The sequence below is a fragment of the Paracoccus cavernae genome (assembly GCF_042430175.1).
Lineage (GTDB): Bacteria > Pseudomonadota > Alphaproteobacteria > Rhodobacterales > Rhodobacteraceae > Paracoccus > Paracoccus cavernae.
Genome location: NZ_JBHMDZ010000049.1, coordinates 230,756 through 251,256 on the forward strand (window position 1 = coordinate 230,756; position 20,501 = coordinate 251,256).

23 protein-coding genes are annotated in these 20,501 nt (G+C 62.0%); all 23 read left to right on the forward strand.

Going from position 1 to position 20,501, the window contains the following annotated elements:
* The first annotated feature begins 46 nt into the window (after positions 1 to 46).
* The 23 genes from uvrA (at position 47) to ACFFUC_RS19025 (ending at position 20,491) form a co-directional block, all read left to right on the forward strand.
* Positions 47 to 2,905, forward strand: a complete 2,859-nt coding sequence (gene uvrA / locus ACFFUC_RS18915) for an excinuclease ABC subunit UvrA (protein ID WP_377688480.1) — start codon at positions 47 to 49, stop codon at positions 2,903 to 2,905.
* A 14-nt stretch (positions 2,906 to 2,919) separates the two neighbouring features.
* Entirely contained in the window at positions 2,920 to 3,315 is a 396-nt protein-coding gene (locus ACFFUC_RS18920; RefSeq protein WP_377688481.1) for a DUF4260 domain-containing protein, read from the forward strand.
* A gap of 332 nt (positions 3,316 to 3,647) precedes the next feature.
* Positions 3,648 to 4,013 (forward strand): NADH-quinone oxidoreductase subunit A, encoded by a 366-nt coding sequence (locus ACFFUC_RS18925; RefSeq protein ID WP_377688482.1) that lies wholly within the window; start codon positions 3,648 to 3,650, stop codon positions 4,011 to 4,013.
* Positions 4,004 to 4,537, forward strand: coding sequence for a NuoB/complex I 20 kDa subunit family protein (locus ACFFUC_RS18930; RefSeq protein WP_377688483.1), 534 nt, complete (start codon positions 4,004 to 4,006; stop codon positions 4,535 to 4,537). Before ACFFUC_RS18925 ends, ACFFUC_RS18930 begins: the two co-directional genes overlap by 10 nt.
* A gap of 3 nt (positions 4,538 to 4,540) precedes the next feature.
* On the forward strand, positions 4,541 to 5,158 hold the full coding sequence (locus ACFFUC_RS18935) for an NADH-quinone oxidoreductase subunit C (RefSeq protein ID WP_377688484.1): 618 nt from the start codon (positions 4,541 to 4,543) through the stop codon (positions 5,156 to 5,158).
* Entirely contained in the window at positions 5,158 to 5,586 is a 429-nt protein-coding gene (locus ACFFUC_RS18940) for a GFA family protein (protein WP_377688485.1), read from the forward strand. Before ACFFUC_RS18935 ends, ACFFUC_RS18940 begins: the two co-directional genes overlap by 1 nt.
* A complete protein-coding gene (locus ACFFUC_RS18945) occupies positions 5,586 to 6,824 on the forward strand; it encodes an NADH-quinone oxidoreductase subunit D (protein ID WP_377688486.1) in 1,239 nt (412 codons plus the stop codon). Before ACFFUC_RS18940 ends, ACFFUC_RS18945 begins: the two co-directional genes overlap by 1 nt.
* Positions 6,824 to 7,597 (forward strand): NADH-quinone oxidoreductase subunit NuoE, encoded by a 774-nt coding sequence (gene nuoE, locus ACFFUC_RS18950; RefSeq protein WP_377688487.1) that lies wholly within the window; start codon positions 6,824 to 6,826, stop codon positions 7,595 to 7,597. Before ACFFUC_RS18945 ends, nuoE begins: the two co-directional genes overlap by 1 nt.
* A gap of 41 nt (positions 7,598 to 7,638) precedes the next feature.
* Complete coding sequence (locus ACFFUC_RS18955) at positions 7,639 to 8,298, forward strand: helix-hairpin-helix domain-containing protein (RefSeq protein WP_377688488.1); 660 nt, start codon at positions 7,639 to 7,641, stop codon at positions 8,296 to 8,298.
* Entirely contained in the window at positions 8,291 to 8,542 is a 252-nt protein-coding gene (locus ACFFUC_RS18960) for a DUF5337 domain-containing protein (RefSeq protein ID WP_377688489.1), read from the forward strand. Before ACFFUC_RS18955 ends, ACFFUC_RS18960 begins: the two co-directional genes overlap by 8 nt.
* Before the next feature lie 14 nt (positions 8,543 to 8,556).
* Positions 8,557 to 9,852: an NADH-quinone oxidoreductase subunit NuoF gene (gene nuoF, locus ACFFUC_RS18965; protein WP_377688490.1), complete on the forward strand. Its 1,296-nt coding sequence runs from the start codon at positions 8,557 to 8,559 to the stop codon at positions 9,850 to 9,852.
* Between the two features lie 170 nt (positions 9,853 to 10,022).
* Complete coding sequence (locus tag ACFFUC_RS18970; protein ID WP_377688491.1) at positions 10,023 to 10,439, forward strand: DUF5333 domain-containing protein; 417 nt, start codon at positions 10,023 to 10,025, stop codon at positions 10,437 to 10,439.
* Positions 10,436 to 10,870 (forward strand): hypothetical protein, encoded by a 435-nt coding sequence (locus tag ACFFUC_RS18975; protein ID WP_377688492.1) that lies wholly within the window; start codon positions 10,436 to 10,438, stop codon positions 10,868 to 10,870. The genes ACFFUC_RS18970 and ACFFUC_RS18975 overlap by 4 nt, the downstream gene beginning before the upstream one ends.
* A 16-nt stretch (positions 10,871 to 10,886) precedes the next feature.
* Complete coding sequence (nuoG, locus tag ACFFUC_RS18980; protein WP_377688493.1) at positions 10,887 to 12,914, forward strand: NADH-quinone oxidoreductase subunit NuoG; 2,028 nt, start codon at positions 10,887 to 10,889, stop codon at positions 12,912 to 12,914.
* A gap of 4 nt (positions 12,915 to 12,918) precedes the next feature.
* On the forward strand, positions 12,919 to 13,689 hold the full coding sequence (locus tag ACFFUC_RS18985; RefSeq protein ID WP_377688494.1) for a YNQ4 family lipoprotein: 771 nt from the start codon (positions 12,919 to 12,921) through the stop codon (positions 13,687 to 13,689).
* Positions 13,690 to 13,707: 18 nt separating this feature from the next.
* On the forward strand, positions 13,708 to 14,742 hold the full coding sequence (gene nuoH, locus ACFFUC_RS18990) for an NADH-quinone oxidoreductase subunit NuoH (protein ID WP_377688495.1): 1,035 nt from the start codon (positions 13,708 to 13,710) through the stop codon (positions 14,740 to 14,742).
* A gap of 2 nt (positions 14,743 to 14,744) precedes the next feature.
* Entirely contained in the window at positions 14,745 to 14,921 is a 177-nt protein-coding gene (locus ACFFUC_RS18995) for a hypothetical protein (RefSeq protein WP_377688496.1), read from the forward strand.
* 5 nt (positions 14,922 to 14,926) lie between these two features.
* Positions 14,927 to 15,418 carry an NADH-quinone oxidoreductase subunit NuoI gene (gene nuoI / locus ACFFUC_RS19000; RefSeq protein WP_377688497.1) on the forward strand — a complete coding sequence of 164 codons (492 nt, stop codon included), beginning with the start codon at positions 14,927 to 14,929 and terminating at the stop codon, positions 15,416 to 15,418.
* Positions 15,415 to 15,819: a carboxymuconolactone decarboxylase family protein gene (locus tag ACFFUC_RS19005; protein ID WP_377688498.1), complete on the forward strand. Its 405-nt coding sequence runs from the start codon at positions 15,415 to 15,417 to the stop codon at positions 15,817 to 15,819. The genes nuoI and ACFFUC_RS19005 overlap by 4 nt, the downstream gene beginning before the upstream one ends.
* A complete protein-coding gene (locus ACFFUC_RS19010) occupies positions 15,816 to 16,418 on the forward strand; it encodes an NADH-quinone oxidoreductase subunit J (RefSeq protein ID WP_377688499.1) in 603 nt (200 codons plus the stop codon). The genes ACFFUC_RS19005 and ACFFUC_RS19010 overlap by 4 nt, the downstream gene beginning before the upstream one ends.
* A gap of 61 nt (positions 16,419 to 16,479) precedes the next feature.
* Complete coding sequence (gene nuoK, locus ACFFUC_RS19015; RefSeq protein WP_377688500.1) at positions 16,480 to 16,785, forward strand: NADH-quinone oxidoreductase subunit NuoK; 306 nt, start codon at positions 16,480 to 16,482, stop codon at positions 16,783 to 16,785.
* A gap of 6 nt (positions 16,786 to 16,791) precedes the next feature.
* Positions 16,792 to 18,945 (forward strand): NADH-quinone oxidoreductase subunit L, encoded by a 2,154-nt coding sequence (gene nuoL, locus ACFFUC_RS19020; protein WP_377688501.1) that lies wholly within the window; start codon positions 16,792 to 16,794, stop codon positions 18,943 to 18,945.
* A 1-nt stretch (position 18,946) separates the two neighbouring features.
* A complete protein-coding gene (locus ACFFUC_RS19025; protein ID WP_377688502.1) occupies positions 18,947 to 20,491 on the forward strand; it encodes an NADH-quinone oxidoreductase subunit M in 1,545 nt (514 codons plus the stop codon).
* Positions 20,492 to 20,501: the final 10 nt, after the last annotated feature.

The following is a 20,501-nucleotide window of genomic DNA, read 5'->3' on the forward strand; positions in this document are numbered from 1 at the left end:
GCGATCTCTGCCTATCTGATGCGCTTGGCGGAAACGGGATCTGACGATGGAACAGAAGTTCATCGAAGTGCGCGGTGCGCGTGAGCACAATCTGAAGAACGTGGATCTGGATATTCCGCGTGACAAGCTGGTGGTGATCACCGGCCTGTCGGGATCGGGGAAATCCTCGCTCGCCTTCGACACGATTTATGCCGAAGGGCAGCGGCGCTATGTCGAAAGCCTTTCGGCCTATGCGCGCCAATTCCTTGATATGGCCGGAAAACCCGATGTCGACCGGATCTCGGGTCTCTCGCCCGCGATTTCGATCGAGCAAAAGACCACCTCGAAGAACCCGCGTTCGACCGTCGGCACCGTGACCGAGATCTACGACTATCTGCGCCTGCTTTTCGCCCGCGCCGGTACGCCCTATTCGCCCGAAACCGGCCTGCCGATCGAGGCGCAGCAGGTTCAGGATATGGTCGACAGCGTCATGGCAATGGAGGACGGCACGCGCGGCTATCTGCTTGCGCCGATCGTTCGCGACCGCAAGGGCGAGTACAAGAAAGAATTCCTCGAGCTGCGCAAGCAGGGCTTTCAGCGCGTCAAGGTCGACGGGCAGTTCTACGAACTCGACGAGCCGCCGACCCTCGACAAGAAGTTCCGCCACGACATCGACGTCGTCGTCGACCGCATTGTCGTGCGCGAGGGGATGGAGACGCGGCTGGCCGACAGTTTCCGCACCGCGCTTGATCTGGCGGACGGGATTGCCGTACTGGAAACCGCGCCCTCCGAAGGCGAGGGGCTGCGCACCACCTTCAGCGAGAATTTCGCCTGTCCGGTCTCGGGTTTCACCATTCCCGAGATCGAGCCGCGCCTGTTCAGCTTCAACGCGCCTTTCGGGGCCTGTCCGGTCTGCGACGGTCTGGGGATGGAGCTGTTTTTCGACGAACGTCTTGTCGTGCCCGACCAGAGCCTCTCGGTCTCGGGCGGGGCGCTTCTGCCTTGGGCCAAGTCGAAATCGGCCTATCTGACCCAGACGATCAACGCGCTGGCCAAACATTACGGCTTCGACAAGAAAACCCCGTGGAAGGATCTGCCGGAAGGCGTCCGCAGGATGTTCCTTTACGGCTCGGGCGAAGAGGAAATCAAATTCCGCTTTGACGATGCCGGCCGCATCTACGAGATCGGCCGCGCCTTCGAGGGCGTCATTCCGAATATGGAGCGCCGGCTGCGCGAAAGCGACAGCGCCTTCGTGCGCGAGGAATTCGAGCGTTACCAGAACAACCGCCCCTGCGGCAGCTGCCACGGCTACCGCCTCAAGCCCGAGGCTCTGGCGGTGAAAATCGCGGGCAACCACATCGGTCAGGTCACCCAGCTTTCGATCCGCGAGGCTTTGGACTGGATCAATGCCGCGCCGGGCCAGTTGAGCCACCAGAAGGCCGAAATCGGCACAGCGATCTTCAAGGAGATCCGCGAACGCCTTGGTTTCCTTGTCAATGTCGGTCTGGATTACCTGACGCTCGCGCGGGCGGCGGGCACGCTTTCGGGTGGCGAGAGCCAGCGGATCCGCCTTGCCAGCCAGATCGGCTCGGGGCTGACGGGTGTGCTTTATGTTCTCGACGAGCCCTCGATCGGGCTCCACCAGCGCGACAACGACCGTCTGCTCGATACGCTGATCAACCTGCGCGATCAGGGCAATTCGGTGCTCGTGGTCGAACATGACGAGGATGCGATCCGTCATGCCGATTACGTTTTCGACATCGGCCCGGGGGCAGGGGTCCACGGCGGCCATATCGTGGCGCAGGGCACGCCTGCCGAGATCGCGGCCAATCCGGTCAGCCTGACGGGACAATATCTCTCGGGCACGCGCTCGATCCCCGTCGCGCCCCATCGCCGCATGGGCAACGGCAAGAAAGTTACAGTGGTTGGTGCGACCGGCAACAACCTCAAGAATGTCACCGCCGAATTCCCGCTGGCGAAATTCGTCTGCGTGACGGGGGTCTCGGGTGGCGGCAAATCGACCCTGACCATCGAGACCCTGTTCAAGACCGCCTCGATGCGGCTCAACGGCGCGCGCCAGACGCCCGCGCCTTGCGAGACGATCAAGGGGTTGGAATATCTTGATAAAGTCATCGACATCGACCAGCGCCCGATCGGTCGGACGCCGCGGTCGAACCCTGCGACCTATACCGGCGCCTTCACCCCCATCCGCGACTGGTTCGCGGGCCTGCCCGAGGCGAAGGCGCGCGGCTACAAGCCCGGGCGCTTCAGCTTCAACATCAAGGGCGGTCGCTGCGAGGCCTGTCAGGGCGACGGCGTCATCAAGATCGAGATGCACTTCCTGCCCGACGTCTATGTCACCTGCGAGACCTGTCAGGGCAAACGCTACAACCGCGAGACGCTCGAGGTGCATTTCAAGGGCAAATCCATCGCCGATGTGCTGGATATGACGGTCGAGGATGCACAGGAGTTCTTCAAGGCGGTGCCCTCGATCCGCAACAAGATGGATGCTCTGGTCGAAGTGGGGCTGGGTTACGTCAAGGTCGGCCAGCAGGCGACGACGCTTTCGGGCGGCGAGGCGCAGCGTGTCAAGCTCGCCAAGGAGCTTTCGCGCCAATCGACGGGGCGCACGCTCTATATCCTCGACGAGCCGACGACGGGCCTGCATTTCGAGGATGTGCGCAAGCTGCTCGAGGTGCTGCATGCTCTGGTCGATCAGGGCAATACGGTCGTGGTGATCGAGCATAACCTCGACGTCATCAAGACTGCCGACTGGCTGATCGATATCGGTCCCGAAGGCGGCGACGGCGGCGGCCGCATCATCGCGGTCGGCACGCCCGAAGAGGTTGCTGCCGAGGCCGAAAGCCATACCGGCCGCTATCTCGGTCCGCTGCTCGAACGCGCCAAACAGGATGCGGCGGAATAGGCTGAGAGGGACGGATGAGCGCCGAAGACTGGCAGAAGATCGAAGGCGGCATCATTGCCGCCACCGCGCTGGTGATCGCCTTCATGGCGGGGGCGGGCTGGCCGTGGTGGATGTGGCTGGTGGTGCTGGCCCTGCCGGATCTGTCGATGGCGGGCTATCTGCTCGGGCCGCGGCGCGGCGCGGCGCTTTACAATCTCTTCCATCTCTATGCTGTCGGCATGGTGCTGGTTTTGCTGGGCATGATGACGGGGCAGGTCGGTCTGATCACGCTGGGTTTGCTGTGGCTCGCCCATGTCGGCGGGGACCGAGGCTTCGGTTTCGGTCTCAAACAGCAAAGCGGTTTCGGCGACACCCATCTCGGGCCGATCGGTCGGGGCAGCGAAAAGGGCAGGGATCACGGACAGGGTTAAGCTTCGGGCATTCTTGCGAATCTTGTCTCTTGTCCCTGCTTTCGGAGGCTCGCTCGGCGGTCCTCCGTGTGGTGCGGGAAATCCGCGACGAAAGAACGTGGCCCTTTGCGCGCCGCCCGCACAAGATTAGTTCGGCACGACTTTCGACTGTCACTCAAATGCGTCAGGGCAAGACATTTCTGCTGGGCGAAAGGCCGAATATTCACCTCTCGCCGCAAGGGTGCCAACGCGCGACCGTTGACCCTGCCCTCATGCAGGGATAAACGGGCTGAAGCCAAACCCATCGCGGGGACGCCACACGGGTTCCTGCGCGCGAGAGGGAGCCTAACTCCGTGGATTACCTGCTACACGAATATCTGCCGATCCTCGTTTTCCTCGCAATGGCCTCGGGGCTTGCGATTGTTTTGATGCTGGCGGCAGTCGTGATTGCTATTCGCAACCCTGACCCGGAAAAAGTCAGTGCTTACGAATGCGGCTTTAACGCTTTCGACGACGCGCGGATGAAGTTCGATGTGCGCTTCTACCTCGTCTCGATCCTGTTCATCATCTTCGACCTCGAAGTGGCTTTCCTGTTCCCCTGGGCCGTGAGTTTCGGCGGGCTGACGGATGTGGCCTTCTGGTCGATGATGGTTTTCCTGGGTGTGCTGACCATCGGCTTTGCCTATGAGTGGAAGAAGGGAGCGCTGGAATGGGCGTGATGACCGGGCTGAATACGGCAGGTGCCGACCGTGATGTCGCGACCGCCGAGCTGAACCGCGAGCTGCAGGACAAGGGCTTCCTGCTGACCACCGCCGAAGACATCATCACCTGGGCGCGCAACGGCTCGCTGCACTGGATGACCTTCGGTCTGGCCTGCTGCGCGGTCGAGATGATGCAGACCTCGATGCCGCGCTACGACCTCGAGCGTTTCGGCGCCGCGCCGCGCGCCTCTCCGCGCCAGTCCGACGTGATGATCGTGGCCGGCACGCTGACGAACAAGATGGCTCCGGCTCTGCGCAAGGTCTATGACCAGATGCCCGAGCCGCGCTATGTGATTTCGATGGGCAGCTGCGCCAATGGCGGCGGCTATTACCATTACTCCTATTCGGTGGTGCGCGGCTGTGACCGCATCGTTCCGGTCGATATCTACGTTCCGGGCTGCCCTCCGACTGCCGAAGCCCTGCTTTATGGCATTTTGCAACTTCAGCGCCGCATCCGGCGCACCGGCACGTTGGTGAGGTAACAGATGGCCCAGATCGACCCGGAAGCGCTGGAAAGCCTTGCCGAGCTAATCGCCGCCCGCCGCTCGAACGAAGTGCTCTCGACCGAGATCGCCTTTGACGAGCTGACCGTGACCGCCACGCTTTCGGGCGTGATCGAGCTGCTCGACTTTCTGCGCAGCGATCCGACCTGCCGTTTCTCGACGCTGATCGACATTACGGCGGTGGATTATCCGGCCCGTCCGGCGCGGTTCGATGTCGTCTACCACCTGCTCTCGATGTATCAAAACCAGCGCATCCGCGTGAAGGTTGCGGTGCGCGAGGACGAGCTGGTCCCGACGCTGACCGGTGTTTTCCTTGGGGCGAACTGGTACGAGCGCGAGATTTTCGACATGTTCGGGATCTTGTTCGCGGGTCATCCCGACCTGCGCCGCATCCTCACCGATTACGGCTTCCGCGGGCATCCTTTGCGCAAGGATTTCCCGACCACGGGCTATGTCGAGGTGCGCTGGAACGACGTCGAGAAACGGGTCGTCTACGAGCCGGTCAAGCTGGTGCAGGAATACCGCCAGTTCGACTTCCTCTCGCCGTGGGAGGGCGCGAAATACGTGCTTCCGGGCGACGAGAAAAGTGAGGGCAAGTGATGGCAGCCCTGACAGGAACCTGTCTCTGCGGTGCCAGCCGTCTGGAGGCCACGCCGGTCTCGGACGAGGCGGGCGTCTGCCATTGCAGTCTTTGCCGCAAATTTTCGGGCGGGATGTTCATCGTGGCCGATTGCTCGGGCAACCTGAGCTTCGACAAGGACGCACCGCTTGGCCGGTTCCAGTCGAGCGAATGGGGCGAGCGGGTGTTTTGCGCGCAATGCGGCTCGTCGCTGGCCTGGCTGTCGCGTGACGGAACGATGGCTTTCGTTTCGGTGCAGGCCTTCGAGGATCCGGGCCGTTTTCCGGTCACGCACGAGATGTTCATCGACTGCAAACCGGCCAGCTATGCGCTTGCCGGCGAGACCACGACCATGACCGAGGCCGAATTTATGGCCCAATATGCATCCAAACCGGAGGGCGGCGCGTGATGGACGGCGATTTCCGCAAGAACACTTACGATGACGGTTCGCAGGACATTCTGGCCGGCGAGCAGAGCATCCGCAATTTCAACATCAACTTCGGGCCGCAGCACCCTGCCGCGCACGGCGTTTTGCGCATGGTGCTCGAGCTTGACGGCGAGATCGTCGAGCGTGCCGACCCGCATATCGGCCTGCTGCATCGCGGCACCGAGAAGTTGATGGAAAGCCGCACCTATCTGCAGAACCTGCCCTATTTCGACCGCCTCGACTATGTGGCGCCGATGAACCAGGAACATGCCTGGTGCCTCGCGATCGAAAAGCTGACCGGCACGACCATTCCGCGCCGCGCCAGCCTGATCCGCGTGCTCTATTCCGAAATCGGCCGCATCCTGAACCACCTGATGGGCCTGACCACGGGGGCGCTGGACGTCGGCGCGCTGACCCCGCCGCTCTGGGGCTTTGAAGCCCGCGAGCAGCTCATGGTCTTTTACGAGCGGGCCTGTGGTGCGCGCCTTCACGCCGCCTATTTCCGCCCCGGCGGCGTCCATCAGGATCTGCCGCCCAAGCTGATCGACGATATCGAAGCCTGGTGCGAGACCTTCCCGAAAGTGGTCGACGACCTCGATACGCTGCTGACCGAGAACCGGATCTTCAAACAGCGTCAGGTCGATATCGGCATCGTGACCGAGCAGGATTGCCTTGATTGGGGCTATACCGGCGTCATGCTGCGCGGCTCGGGCCTCGCATGGGACCTGCGCCGCTCGCAGCCCTATGAGTGCTATGACGAATTCGACTTCCAGATTCCGGTCGGCAAGAACGGCGACTGCTATGACCGCTTCCTCGTGCGCATGCAGGAAATGCGCGAGTCGGTGAAGATCATGAAGCAGGCGATCACCAAACTGCGCGCCGAACCCGCGGGCGACGTTCTGGCGCGCGGCAAGCTGACCCCGCCCAAACGCGGCGACATGAAGCGCGACATGGAAAGCCTCATCCACCACTTCAAGCTCTATACCGAGGGCTTCAAGGTTCCGGCGGGCGAAGTTTATGCCGCGGTCGAGGCGCCCAAGGGTGAGTTCGGCGTCTATCTGGTTGCCGACGGCACCAACAAACCCTATCGCGCCAAGCTGCGCGCGCCGGGCTTCACGCATCTCCAGTCGATGGACTGGATGGCAAACGGCCATATGCTGGCCGATGTTCCGGCGCTGATCGCCACGCTTGATATCGTTTTCGGAGAGGTTGACCGCTGATGTTGCGCCGTCTTTCGCCCATCCAGCCCGCGAGCTTTGAGTTCACGCCGGCCAACCTTGAATGGGCGCAGGCCCAGATCACCAAATTCCCCGAAGGCCGCCAGCAATCGGCGATCATCGCGGTGCTTTGGCGTGCACAGGAACAGGAAGGCTGGCTGACCCGTCCGGCGATCGAATATTGCGCCTCGCTTTTGGGCATGGCCTATATGCGCGCGCTTGAAGTCGCGACCTTCTACTTCATGTTCCAGCTCTATCCGGTTGGTTCGGTTGCCAATATCCAGATCTGCGGCACCACGACCTGCATGATCTGCGGCGCCGAGGATCTGGTGCGGATCTGCAAGGAAAAGATCGCGGCGACCCCGCATACCCTGTCCGAAGACGGTCGTTTCTCGTGGGAAGAGGTCGAATGTCTGGGGGCTTGCGCCAATGCGCCGGTCGTCCAGATCGGCAAGGACTTCTACGAGGACCTCACCGCCGAGAAGCTGTCCGAGCTGATCGACGCATTCGCTGCCGGTTCGGTTCCGGCACCGGGGCCGCAGAACGGCCGTTTCTCTTCGGAAGCGCTTGGCGGGCCGACGGCCCTGACCGCGCTGAAAGGGACCGGCGACCAATACAACGCCAGCGTCAGCCGCGCGGTCGCGCTTGGCGAGACGGTGAAGCGGATCGACGGGACCGAGGTTCCGATCCTCACACCGTGGCTAAAAGGCAAGCAACCGGCGCAAAACGGAACCGAGGTTTCGTTAGATGCCGGGAATGGTGGTAAACAGGGTTAAGGGAGCGCGTATCACCTGCTTCGGCGGGGGAGGCGAAACGGATGATGCAACAGTCGGACTGCGTCAGGAGCAATTGGATCGTCGGGGCCATTTTCGGCCTCGTCGTTCTGCTGTTCGTTTCCGGTCTGGGCGATCTGCATTGGCTGGCCGGCCTTTTCCTCGGGGTGGTGACCTTCGCTTTGCTGGGCGGTTTGCTGGTCTGGCTGACCAGTGGCTCGGTCTCCGAGCCTTTCGACGATGATGCAGGCCTGATCGAAGCCGCGGAGACGCTTGCGTCCCGTTCCGAGTTGGCCCCGACGGTTCAGCCCGAGGTCCGGACTCAGACGGTCGAAGCGCCGCCGGCCGCACCGGCAGAAGCGCCGCTCGTTGCACAGGCTGCAGCACAGCCTGCTCCGGCGGCAGCCGCAACGGAAAAAACCCCGGCCGACCAAGCTGCATCGACCAAACCCGCGCCGAAAAAAGCCGCGTCCAAGCGCGCTGCGAAAGGCAAGGCCGACGATCTGACCAAGATCACCGGCATCGGGCCCAAGACCGCAGAATTGTTGCTTGCCGAAGGTGTCGCGCATTTTGCCGATATCGCGGCTTGGAACAAAGAGGACGTGACCGGTTTTGCCGGCCGTTTGGGCCGTCTCGGCGCAAGGATCGAGGCGGATGACTGGGTCGGGCAGGCGCGAAAACTGGCGGAGGGCGCTCATGGCTGATCGCCGCCCCAAAAACACGCAGGACGATCTCCAGCGCAAGGACGCGATCCAGATGCGTCTGGCCGGTTTCGTCATTGCGGCGGCCATGCTGCTGTGGCTCGGATTTCAATGGATTGGCGGGCATTACGACCTGCCGGCAAGATTTGCTTTTCTCGCCGATCTGGCGGCAATTGCAGCAATGATCTGGTCGCTTCTGGTGACCTGGCGGATCTGGCGGCGGCGCAATGCGTCGTCACAGCGATAAGGATGACGACGTAAATGCTGAATGATCAGGACCGGATCTTTACGAACCTCTATGGCATGGGCGATCGCAGCCTTGCCGGAGCGAAGAAGCGCGGCCACTGGGACGGCACCGCCGCGATTCTCGCGCGCGGTCGCGACAAGATCGTCGAAGAAATGAAGGCATCGGGACTGCGCGGCCGTGGTGGCGCGGGTTTCCCGACCGGCCTGAAATGGTCCTTCATGCCCAAGGAATCGGACGGTCGCCCGTCCTATCTGGTGATCAACGCCGACGAATCCGAACCCGCGACCTGCAAGGACCGCGAGATCATGCGTCACGATCCCCATACGCTGATCGAAGGCGCGCTGATCGCGAGCTTCGCCATGGGCGCGCATACCTCGTATATCTATATCCGTGGCGAGTTCATCCGCGAGCGCGAGGCGCTTCAGGCGGCGATCGACGAATGCTATGACGCGGGCCTTCTGGGCCGCAATGCGGCGGGTTCGGGCTGGGATTTCGATCTGTTCCTCTCGCATGGCGCGGGCGCCTATATCTGCGGCGAAGAAACCGCGCTGCTCGAAAGCCTCGAGGGCAAAAAGGGCATGCCGCGCATGAAGCCGCCGTTCCCGGCGGGCGCGGGGCTTTACGGTTGCCCGACCACGGTGAACAACGTCGAATCGATCGCGGTTGTGCCGACGATCCTGCGTCGCGGTCCGGAATGGTTCGCCTCGTTCGGGCGTCCCAACAATGCGGGCATCAAGCTGTTCGGCATGACCGGCCATATCAACACGCCCTGCGTCGTCGAAGAAGCGATGTCGATCCCGATGCGCGAGCTGATCGAGAAACACGGCGGCGGCGTTCGCGGCGGCTGGAAAAACCTCAAGGCGGTTATCCCCGGCGGCGCATCCTGCCCCGTGCTGACCGCCGAGCAGTGCGAAAACGCCATCATGGACTATGACGGCATGCGCGAGCTGCGCTCCTCCTTCGGGACCGCCTGCATGATCGTGATGGATCAATCCACCGACATCATCAAAGCGATCTGGCGCCTGTCGGCCTTCTTCAAGCACGAGAGCTGCGGCCAGTGCACGCCCTGCCGCGAAGGCACGGGCTGGATGATGCGCGTCATGGACCGTCTGGTGCGCGGCGAAGCCGAGGTCGAGGAAATCGACATGCTCTTCGACGTGACCAAACAGGTCGAGGGTCACACGATCTGTGCTTTGGGCGACGCTGCCGCATGGCCGATCCAGGGGTTGATCCGCAACTTCCGCGAGGAAATCGAGGACCGCATCAAGGCCAAACGCACCGGGCGCATGGGCGCCATGGCGGCGGAGTAATCCTCATGGCTTTGCGGGCAAGCGGTTACGGCAAAGCGGGACGGGGCCTTTCGGTCCCGATCACCGCATTGCTGCGCGCGGTTTCCCGTAAGGCTTCAGCCTTCCGTGTCGGGCAATCGGACGGCATTCGTGCTAGAACGGCTGCTTCGTCATCAAGGGAGAAAACCACCATGTCTGTGATGAAAACCCTTTTTGCCGCGGCTGTCGCCGCGAGCACACTGGTCGCTGTTCCCGCTTTTGCTCAGCAGGCGCCGCTCAGTCAGGAAAAATACATCAACGACCGGCTGATTGCCGCGCGGATTGCCGACCGAGTCCGTCGCGAATGCCCGACTTACGGCGCGCGGATGGTTTATGCTTGGGGTCAGGCGCGCGCGCTCAAACGCTATGCGCTCGGCAAGGGCTATAGCGAGGCGCAGATCGACGCTTTCCTCGACAGCAAGGAAGACAAGAAGCGCATCTATGCGGTCGCCGAGGATTACCTCAAGCGCAAGGGCGCGAAAAAGGGCGATGCGCAAAGCTTCTGCGCGATCGGCGATCAGGAATTCGCCAGCAAATCCTATATCGCAACCTTTCTGGTGAAGAAATGACGCGGCGCGCTCGGATCACCGCGGCAGGCCTTCTCGCCCCTGTGGCGGGAGCAGTGCTGTCGGGGGCGGCTCTCGCCGGTCCCTTCACGCCCACGGCCGAGAAGTTCATCCTCAATTTCGACATGTTCGCGCCGGCCGATCTGAGCTGCGCGGCCTCGGGCGAGGGGGTGCGCAGCAAAGCCACGCGCGATCTGGCCGGAAAGCCCGTGCTGCGCGTGACCGGCAAGGCTTCCAGCGCCGATATTACCTGCGCGCTTCCCGACGGGACGCGCTACCTTGTGACCTCGAACCGGACCGCGCGCTTCACGCCTTCGGCCGCGACCGAGGCCACTGTGACCTTCCAGCGCGGCCAGCCCGCAATGACGACCGTCCTGCGCGTTCAGGGCCGTCGGGACGTCTATGATTTCAAATCCTTCGTCCGCGTGGACTGAGGCAAAGGACAGGCAGATGAGCGAACTTCGCAAGATCAAGATCGACGACAAGATCATCGAGGTCGATCCCAATATGACCCTGATTCAGGCCTGCGAACTGGCCGGTGTCGAGGTTCCGCGCTTTTGCTATCACGAGCGCCTGTCGATTGCGGGCAACTGCCGCATGTGTCTGGTCGAGGTCGTCGGCGGCCCGCCGAAGCCCGCCGCCTCCTGCGCCATGCAGGTCAAGGATCTGCGTCCCGGTCCCGAAGGCGCGCCCTCCGAGGTCAAGACCAACTCGCCCATGGTGCGCAAGGCGCGCGAAGGGGTGATGGAATTCCTGCTGATCAACCACCCGCTCGATTGTCCGATCTGCGATCAGGGCGGCGAATGCGACCTGCAGGACCAGGCGATGGCCTACGGCGTCGATTTCTCGCGCTACCGCGAGCCCAAGCGCGCCTCGGAGGATCTGAACCTCGGCCCGCTGGTCGAGACCCATATGACCCGCTGCATCTCCTGCACCCGCTGCGTGCGCTTTACGACCGAAGTCGCGGGCATCAGCCAGATGGGCCAGACCGGCCGTGGTGAAGACAGCGAGATCACCTCCTATCTAAACGAGACGCTCGATTCGAACCTTCAGGGCAATATCATCGACCTTTGCCCCGTCGGTGCGCTGGTCTCCAAGCCCTATGCTTTCACTGCCCGCCCGTGGGAGCTGACCAAGACCGAAACCATCGACGTGATGGATGCGCTCGGCAGCAATATCCGCGTCGATACCAAAGGTCGCGAAGTCATGCGCATTCTGCCGCGCAACAATGACGACGTGAACGAGGAATGGATTTCCGACAAGACCCGCTTCGTCTGGGACGGTCTGCGCCGCCAGCGTCTCGACAAGCCCTATATCCGCGAGAACGGCAAGCTGCGTCCGGCAACTTGGCCCGAGGCGCTGGAAACGGCCGCCCGCGCGATGAAGGGCCGCAAGGTTCTCGGCCTGATCGGTGATCTTGCGCCGGTCGAGGCTGCTTTCAGCCTCAAGCAGCTGGTCGAAGGTCTGGGCGGCTCGGTGGAATGCCGCACGGACGGCGCGCGCCTGCCGGCGGGGAACCGCTCGGCCTATGTCGGTACGGCGACGATCGCCGATATCGACAGCGCCAAGCACATCTGCCTGATCGGTACCGATCCGCGCAACGAGGCGCCGGTCCTGAACGCGCGCATCCGCAAGGCATGGATCAACGGCGCGGCCGTGGGTCTGCTCGGCGAGCCGGTCGATCTGACCTATGACTACACCCATATCGGCACCGACCGCGCCGCTCTGGTCGAATTGCTCGGCTATCCGGTCGATGACGCGACCCGCGCCGACAATTCGCTGGTCATCGTCGGTCAGGGCGCGATTCGCGAGGCGGATGGCGAGGCGGTGCTGGCCCATGCGATGGCCTTTGCCGAAAAGACCAATTCCAAACTGCTGGTCCTGCATGCCGCCGCAAGCCGCGTCGGTGCGATGGATGTCGGCGCTGTGACCGAGGGCGGTCTGGCGGCCGCGATCGAGGGTGCGGAGGTTGTCTACAACCTCGGTGCCGACGAGGTCGAAATCGCTGCCGGTGCATTCGTGATCTATCAGGGCAGCCACGGCGATCGCGGTGCGCATCGTGCCGATCTGATCCTGCCGGGCGCTTGCTATACCGAAGAGAGCGGCCTTTTCGTCAATACCGAAGGCCGTCCGCAGCTGGCGCTGCGCGCGAATTTCGCGCCGGGCGAGGGCAAGGAAAACTGGGCGATCCTGCGCGCGCTTTCGGCCGAGCTGGGTGCGACCCAGCCTTGGGACAGCCTTGCAGCCCTGCGCCGCGCGCTGGTTGCCGCCCATCCGCATCTCGGCGCGGTCGGGCAGGTGCCTGCCAACGAATGGCAGGCGCTCGAGCTGCGCGACATGGGCCGTGGCGATACGGGCTTCCGTTACGCCGTGCGCGACTTCTACCTGACCAACCCGATTGCCCGCTCTTCGCCGCTGATGGGCGAATTGTCGGCACAGGCCGCTGCGCGCCACGCGCAGCCTCTTGCAGCGGAGTAACCCCATGCGTCCAAGCGGCCGCGCCTTGATCTTGCTGACGACCGTGACGGCCGTGCTGGCCGGCTGCGCGACCCAGGGCGAAAAGGATCGCCCGCGGCCGAAGCCGGACGCTTTGGTGGTCAATTTCGTCCAGCCGATGAACGACAATCCGGGCAAGGGCAAACTCAGCCGTGCCCGGATCTCGACCAAATCGGGCGATATCCAGATTCTCGAGCCCGACGGCTCGGTGACGGAAATGGATCTCGAGGGCGACTCTGTCGACGCATTCGCCGCGGTCTCCGAGGCCGATCTGATGATGCTCAACGACAATCTCGGCCTGAATTTCGCCGCAATGGGCGATCTCGGGCCGGTCAAGAAAAAGCCGACCGCGCAGGAACTGGCTCTGGCCGAGTTCCGCGCCCGCACGCAGCCGATGCTGCCTGCGCTGAAGAAAAACTACGAGGCCGAGCCCGAACTCTTCCGCGGCGTGAGCGTGGAAGGGCTGAAAGACAGCGCCGGAAAATCGCGCGACATGGTCAAGGTGAATGCCAACCTAAAGCGGGGGGTGGACGCCGACACGGCCTTCGCCTATGCCACATGCGCACTCGCTGGTTGGGCCGAGGCGAACGGAAAACATTACGCACGCCACATCATGACCGACCAGGAAAAGCGCAACGGCGAGCTACAGATCGGGGCGTACTTTACCCTTTCCGATCATCAGCCTATGGGGCTGAGAGTAATGAAATCAGACGAGACCTTGCAGGCATGCAAGGATCGCGGCATTCCCGCGACATAAGCGAAGGGACAGAAGATCATGGCAGGTTTCTGGTCATCGTACCTGGGTCACGCGTTGATCCTGTTGCTTCAGGGTCTGGCGATCATCGCCTTCGTGATGATGTCGCTCGTGTATATGGTTTACGGCGACCGCAAGATCTGGGCTGCGGTCCAGATGCGTCGCGGCCCGAACGTCGTCGGTCCCTGGGGGCTGTTCCAGACCTTCGCGGATGCGATGAAATACGTCTTCAAGGAAATCGTCATTCCGGCCGGGGCGGACAAATTCGTCTTCTTCCTCGCGCCGTTCCTGTCGATGGTCCTTGCGCTTTTCGCCTTCGTGGCCATTCCCTTCGACGAGGGCTGGGTCATGGCGAACATCAACGTCGGCATCCTGTTCATCTTCGCCGCTTCCTCGCTCGAGGTTTACGGCGTGATCATGGGCGGCTGGGCCTCGAACTCGAAATACCCGTTCCTGTCGGCGATTCGCGCCGCGGCGCAGATGATCTCCTACGAGGTCTCGCTGGGGCTCATCATCATCGGGATCATCATCTCGACCGGCTCGATGAACCTGACCGCGATCGTCGAGGCGCAGCGTGGCGATTACGGCCTGCTGAACTGGTACTTCCTGCCGCACTTCCCGATGGTCATCCTGTTCTTCATCTCGGCTCTGGCCGAAACCAACCGCCCGCCCTTCGACCTTGCCGAAGCGGAGTCCGAGCTGGTTGCAGGCTTCATGACCGAATATTCCTCGACGCCCTATCTGCTGTTCATGGCCGGTGAATACATCGCCATGTACCTGATGTGCGCGCTGCTTTCGCTGCTGTTCTTCGGCGGCTGGCTCTCGCCCGTGCCCTTCATCGCCGACGGCTGGTGGTGGATGGTGATCAAGATGTGGATGTGGTTCTTCATGTTCTCGATGGTCAAGGCAATCGTGCCGCGTTACCGCTACGACCAGCTCATGCGGATCGGCTGGAAAGTCTTCCTTCCGCTTTCGCTCGGTTGGGTCGTTCTGGTTGCCTTCCTTGCACGTTTCGAAGTCTTTGGTGGTTTCTGGGCCCGTTGGGCAGGAGTGTAAAAATGGCTTATTCGAACAAGATCGCGGAACTCCTGGCTTCGGCCAGAGAAGAAGACAAAATCGAACTGGCGCATTTTCTTGCCAATAACCTGGAGCCCCATGATCACGCGATCGACAGCGCGCGCGTGCGCGAATATGTCGCCGCGATGGATCGTTTCGCAGCTCCCCAGCATCGGTAAAAGCAATGGCAATCGACTTCGCCCGGGCGACAAAATACTTCCTGATGTGGGACTTCATCAAAGGCTTCGGCCTTGGGATGCGGTACTTCTTTTCGCCCAAACCCACGCTGAACTATCCCCATGAAAAGGGACCGCTCAGCCCGCGTTTTCGCGGCGAGCATGCGTTGCGCCGCTATCCCAACGGCGAAGAGCGCTGCATCGCCTGCAAACTCTGCGAGGCGGTTTGCCCCGCCCAGGCGATTACGATTGACGCCGAACCGCGCGAGGACGGCTCGCGCCGCACCACGCGCTACGACATCGACATGACGAAATGCATCTTCTGCGGCTTCTGTCAGGAAGCTTGCCCCGTCGATGCAATCGTCGAAGGCCCGAATTTCGAATATTCCACCGAGACCCGCGAGGAGCTGTTCTACAACAAGGACAAGCTGCTCGATAACGGGGCCCGCTGGGAAGCCGAGATTGCCCGCAACCTCAGCCTGGACGCGCCTTACAGATGAGCGACGCATTCACCAAACTTTTCGCGCAGATGGTCCAGCAGGGCCAGGAGATGGCGCGCGCCTTCAATCCGGCGCTCGAGGATCTCGACATGCGCGCCTTCGAGAAGATGATGCCGGTCATGCCGGCGGACATGCTCGAAATGTGGTTTGGCAAGACGTTCAACCGGGACGGGCTTGATGCCCGCACCCGCCTGTTGGTGACGGTTGCGGCCCTGACGGTTCAGGGCTCGCTCGCCGAGCCGCAGATGCGCCTGACCATCCGCCACGCGCTGGAGGCCGGTGCAACCAAACGAGAGATCGCCGAGGTGATCTATCAGATGAGCATGTTCGCCGGTCTGCCCGCGATGCAGAAGGCGCTGGAAATCGCCCAGGGCGTTTTCTCCGAGGAGAACGAAGAATGATAGCCTTTGCCTTTTACCTGTTCGCGATCTGCGTCTGCGTCTCGGGCTTCATGGTGGTGATGTCGCGCAGTCCGGTCCATTCGGTGCTGTGGCTCATTTTGGCATTTTTCTCGGCGGCGGGACTCTTCGTTCTGCAAGGCGCGGAATTCGTCGCGATGCTGCTGGTCGTCGTCTATGTCGGTGCGGTCGCGGTACTTTTCCTCTTCGTGGTGATGATGCTCGACATCGATTTCGCCAAATTGCGCGGAGAGCTGGCGAATTCGCTGCCTCTGGGCATCGTGATTGCGGTCGTGATGATCGCGCAGCTCGGCATCGCGGTTTCGGGCTGGACGGTTTCGGATCAGGCCGCAAGCCTGCGCGCCGCCCCGATCATTGAATCGGTACAGAACACCCATGGTCTGGGCATGATCATCTACGACCGCTACCTGCTGATCTTCCAACTTGCGGGCCTCGTCCTGCTGGTCGCGATGATCGGGGCGATCGTTCTGACCATGCGCCACCGCCGCGACATCAAGCGCCAGAACGTGCTGGAGCAGATGTGGCGCGATCCGGCCAAGACGATGGAACTCAAGGACGTCAAGCCGGGGCAGGGCCTTTGATGCACCGCTCCGCACAGCCGCTGGCAGCCGATCTGCCGCAAAGCAAACCGAGGGACACGAGATGATCAGTTTGACGCATTACCTTGTCGTGGGGGCGATCTTGTTCGTCACCGGCATCTTCGGCATCTTCGTCAACCGCAAGAACGTGATCGTCATCCTGATGTCGATCGAGCTGGTCCTTCTGTCGGTCAATATCAACTTCGTCGCCTTCTCGACCCATCTCGGGGATTTGGCGGGGCAGGTCTTCACGATCTTCGTCCTGACAGTCGCCGCGGCTGAAGCCGCGATCGGACTGGCGATCCTTGTCGTCTTCTTCCGCAACCGCGGCACCATCGAGGTGGAAGACGTGAACGTGATGAAAGGTTAAGCCAGCATGGAAAAGATCGTTCTCTTTGCTCCGCTGGTCGCGGCCCTGATCGCCGGCTTCGGCTGGCGCGTCATCGGCGAGAAAGCCGCGCAATATCTGACGACGGGCGTGCTGTTTTTGTGCTGCATCCTGTCCTGGGTCATCTTTATCGGTTTCGACGGCGAGACGCGGCATGTGCCGGTCCTTGACTGGATCGTTACCGGCGATTTCGTCTCGGAATGGTCGATCCGTCTGGACCGGCTGACGGCGATCATGCTGGTCGTGGTCACGACCGTTTCGGCGCTCGTCCATATGTATTCGATGGGCTATATGGCCCATGACGACAACTGGACCCATGACGAGCACTACAAGGCGCGTTTCTTCGCCTATCTCTCGTTCTTCACCTTCACCATGCTGATGCTGGTGACGGCCGACAACCTGCTCCAGATGTTCTTCGGCTGGGAAGGCGTGGGCGTCGCCTCGTATTTGCTGATCGGTTTCTACTACAAGAAGCAGTCGGCGGGCGCGGCCGCGATGAAAGCTTTCATCGTCAACCGTGTCGGCGACTTCGGCTTCCTTCTGGGGATCTTCGGTCTGTTCTGGCTGACCGGATCGATCAGCTTCGACGCGATCTTCGCGCAGGTTCCGCAAATCGCGCAGACCGAGGTCCATTTCCTCTGGCGTGACTGGAATGCCGCGAACCTGCTCGCATTCCTGCTGTTTGTCGGTGCGATGGGCAAATCGGCCCAGCTGTTCCTGCACACCTGGTTGCCCGACGCGATGGAAGGCCCGACGCCTGTTTCGGCCCTGATCCACGCCGCGACCATGGTGACCGCGGGTGTCTTCCTGGTCTGCCGCATGTCGCCGCTTTACGAATTCGCGCCCGACACGCAAGCCTTTATCGTCATCATCGGCGCGACCACCGCTTTCTTCGCGGCGACCGTCGGTCTGGTCCAGAACGACATCAAACGCGTCATCGCCTATTCGACCTGTTCGCAGCTCGGCTACATGTTCGTCGCAGCCGGACTTGGTGCCTATTCGGTCGCCATGTTCCACCTGCTGACCCATGCTTTCTTCAAGGCGATGCTGTTCCTTGGCGCGGGCTCGGTCATCCATGCGATGCACCACGAGCAGGACCTGCGCAATTACGGCAACCTGCGCAAAAAGATCCCGCTGACCTTCTGGGCGATGTTCATCGGCACGCTGGCCATCACCGGCGTCGGCATTCCGCTGACCACGATCGGTTTTGCGGGCTTCCTGTCGAAAGACGCCGTGATCGAAAGCGCATGGGCCGGCAGCAATTACGCCTTTGCCATGCTGGTGATCGCGGCCTGTCTGACCAGCTTCTATTCGTGGCGCCTGATGTTCCTCACCTTCTGGGGCAAAGAGCGCGGCGATCATCACGCGCATGAACATGCCCACGAGAGCCCCCCGATCATGACGATCCCGCTGGCCGTTCTGGCTGTGGGCGCGATCTTCTCGGGGATGGTCTTCTACAAGCCCTTCTTCGGCGACCATCACGCGGTCGAAGAGTTCTTCGGCATCACCGCATCGGGCGAACATGCAGCGGCAGGCGCCGCAGCTCCGGCCAGCCATGCAGCCGACGCTCCGGTCGCGACCCATGCTGAAACGGCGGCAGAAGCTCCGGCAGAGGCCGTGACCGCAGAGGCCCCGGCAAACGATGCCGCAGCAACCGAAGGTGCGGGCGTCAATACCGCGGTTCCGGCGCCGTCGCGTGGTGCGATCTACATGCATCCCGACAACCACATCCTCGACGAAGCGCACCACGCCCCGAAATGGGTGAAGGTCTCGCCCTTCATCGCGATGCTGGTCGGTCTGTTCATGGCTTGGGTCTTCTATATCCGCAGCCCCAACGCCCCCAAGGCGCTCGCGAAGCAGCAGCACGGCCTTTACCAGTTCCTGCTGAACAAATGGTACTTCGACGAGATCTACAACTTCCTCATCGTGCGGCCCGCACTTTGGCTCGGCAAATTCCTGTGGAAGGAAGGCGACGGCAAGGTCATCGACGGCACGATCAACGGCGTGGCGATGGGGCTTATCCCCCGCCTGACCCGCGCCGCCGGCCGGATCCAGTCCGGCTATGTCTTCCACTACGCCTTTGCGATGGTTTTGGGCATCGTAGGCTTGCTGATCTGGGTGATGATGCGGGGCGCGCACTGATATGACGAACCTTCTTTCCATCATTACCTTCCTGCCGATCGTTTCCGCGGCCATTCTCGCGCTTTTCCTGCGCGGCAATGACGAAGCGGCCGGCCGCAATGCCAAATGGCTGGCGCTGATCGCGACCACCGCGACCTTCGCCATCTCGCTTCTGGTGCTGTTCGGTTTCGATCCGGCCAATACCGGCTTCCAGTTCGTCGAGGAGCGCCCGTGGATCATGGGCCTCAACTACAAGATGGGCGTCGACGGGATCTCGGTTCTTTTCGTGATGCTGACGACCTTCCTCATGCCGCTGACCATCCTGTCCACCTGGACGGTCGAGAAGCGCGTGAAGGAATATATGATCACCTTCCTCGTGCTCGAGGGGCTGATGATCGGCGTCTTCACCGCGCTTGATCTGGTGCTCTTCTACCTCTTCTTCGAGGCGGGTCTGATCCCGATGTTCCTGATGATCGGGATCTGGGGCGGCGCGAACCGAATTTACGCCTCGTTCAAGTTCTTCCTCTATACTTTCCTCGGCTCGGTGCTGATGCTGGTGGCGATGGTCGCGATGTACCGCATGGCGGGCACCACCGACATTCCGACGCTTCTCGCCTTCGACTTCCCGTCCGAGAGCTACCGCCTACTCGGCGTCACTCTGGTCGGCGGCACGCAGATGCTGCTGTTCCTGGCCTTCTTCGCGAGCTTCGCGGTCAAGATGCCGATGTGGCCGGTCCACACCTGGTTGCCCGATGCCCACGTTCAGGCTCCGACCGCCGGTTCGGTCGTACTGGCGGCGATCTTACTGAAGATGGGCGGCTACGGCTTCCTGCGCTTCTCGATCCCGATGTTCCCCGTCGCGAGCGGCGTGGCCCAACCCTATATCTTCTGGCTCTCGGCGATCGCGATCGTCTATACCTCGCTGGTCGCGCTGGTCCAAAGCGATATGAAAAAGCTGATCGCCTATTCGTCGGTCGCGCATATGGGCTATGTCACGCTCGGCATTTTTGCCGTGAACCAGCCCGGCGTCGACGGCGCGATCTTCCAGATGCTCTCGCATGGTTTCATCTCGGGCGCGCTCTTCCTTGCTGTCGGCGTTGTCTATGACCGCATGCATACCCGCGAGATCGACGCCTACGGCGGTCTGGTCAACCGGATGCCGAAATACGCGCTGATCTTCATGTTCTTCACCATGGCCAACGTCGGCCTGCCGGGGACTTCGGGCTTTGTCGGCGAATTCCTGACGCTGCTCGGGGCCTTCAAGGTCAATACCTGGGTCGCGCTGGTCGCCACTTCGGGCGTGATCCTGTCGGCTTCCTATGCGCTCTGGCTTTACCGCCGTGTGACTTTCGGCGCGCTGGTCAAGGAAGGTCTCAAGACCATCACCGACATGACTCCGCGCGAGCGCTGGATCTTTGTGCCGCTGGTCGCAATGACGCTGATCCTCGGCATCTACCCGCGCGCGGTGACCGATATCACCGGTCCGGCCGTGACCGCGCTGATCAATGACTATAACGCAAGCCAGCCTGCCGCGCCCGCGGCGGCAACGGCCGAAGCAAGCCACTAAGGGGGGCGGA

Bases quoted from the DNA above. Each gene is read 5' to 3' on its own strand.
- uvrA (WP_377688480.1), top strand. From the start codon at position 47: ATGGAACAGAAGTTCATCGAAGTGCGCGGTGCGCGTGAGCACAATCTG.
- ACFFUC_RS18920 (WP_377688481.1), top strand. From the start codon at position 2,920: ATGAGCGCCGAAGACTGGCAGAAGATCGAAGGCGGCATCATTGCCGCC.
- ACFFUC_RS18930 (WP_377688483.1), top strand. From the start codon at position 4,004: ATGGGCGTGATGACCGGGCTGAATACGGCAGGTGCCGACCGTGATGTC.
- ACFFUC_RS18935 (WP_377688484.1), top strand. From the start codon at position 4,541: ATGGCCCAGATCGACCCGGAAGCGCTGGAAAGCCTTGCCGAGCTAATC.
- ACFFUC_RS18940 (WP_377688485.1), top strand. From the start codon at position 5,158: ATGGCAGCCCTGACAGGAACCTGTCTCTGCGGTGCCAGCCGTCTGGAG.
- ACFFUC_RS18945 (WP_377688486.1), top strand. From the start codon at position 5,586: ATGGACGGCGATTTCCGCAAGAACACTTACGATGACGGTTCGCAGGAC.
- nuoE (WP_377688487.1), top strand. From the start codon at position 6,824: ATGTTGCGCCGTCTTTCGCCCATCCAGCCCGCGAGCTTTGAGTTCACG.
- ACFFUC_RS18955 (WP_377688488.1), top strand. From the start codon at position 7,639: ATGATGCAACAGTCGGACTGCGTCAGGAGCAATTGGATCGTCGGGGCC.
- ACFFUC_RS18960 (WP_377688489.1), top strand. From the start codon at position 8,291: ATGGCTGATCGCCGCCCCAAAAACACGCAGGACGATCTCCAGCGCAAG.
- nuoF (WP_377688490.1), top strand. From the start codon at position 8,557: ATGCTGAATGATCAGGACCGGATCTTTACGAACCTCTATGGCATGGGC.
- ACFFUC_RS18970 (WP_377688491.1), top strand. From the start codon at position 10,023: ATGTCTGTGATGAAAACCCTTTTTGCCGCGGCTGTCGCCGCGAGCACA.
- ACFFUC_RS18975 (WP_377688492.1), top strand. From the start codon at position 10,436: ATGACGCGGCGCGCTCGGATCACCGCGGCAGGCCTTCTCGCCCCTGTG.
- nuoG (WP_377688493.1), top strand. From the start codon at position 10,887: ATGAGCGAACTTCGCAAGATCAAGATCGACGACAAGATCATCGAGGTC.
- ACFFUC_RS18985 (WP_377688494.1), top strand. From the start codon at position 12,919: ATGCGTCCAAGCGGCCGCGCCTTGATCTTGCTGACGACCGTGACGGCC.
- nuoH (WP_377688495.1), top strand. From the start codon at position 13,708: ATGGCAGGTTTCTGGTCATCGTACCTGGGTCACGCGTTGATCCTGTTG.
- ACFFUC_RS18995 (WP_377688496.1), top strand. From the start codon at position 14,745: ATGGCTTATTCGAACAAGATCGCGGAACTCCTGGCTTCGGCCAGAGAA.
- nuoI (WP_377688497.1), top strand. From the start codon at position 14,927: ATGGCAATCGACTTCGCCCGGGCGACAAAATACTTCCTGATGTGGGAC.
- ACFFUC_RS19005 (WP_377688498.1), top strand. From the start codon at position 15,415: ATGAGCGACGCATTCACCAAACTTTTCGCGCAGATGGTCCAGCAGGGC.
- ACFFUC_RS19010 (WP_377688499.1), top strand. From the start codon at position 15,816: ATGATAGCCTTTGCCTTTTACCTGTTCGCGATCTGCGTCTGCGTCTCG.
- nuoK (WP_377688500.1), top strand. From the start codon at position 16,480: ATGATCAGTTTGACGCATTACCTTGTCGTGGGGGCGATCTTGTTCGTC.
- nuoL (WP_377688501.1), top strand. From the start codon at position 16,792: ATGGAAAAGATCGTTCTCTTTGCTCCGCTGGTCGCGGCCCTGATCGCC.
- ACFFUC_RS19025 (WP_377688502.1), top strand. From the start codon at position 18,947: ATGACGAACCTTCTTTCCATCATTACCTTCCTGCCGATCGTTTCCGCG.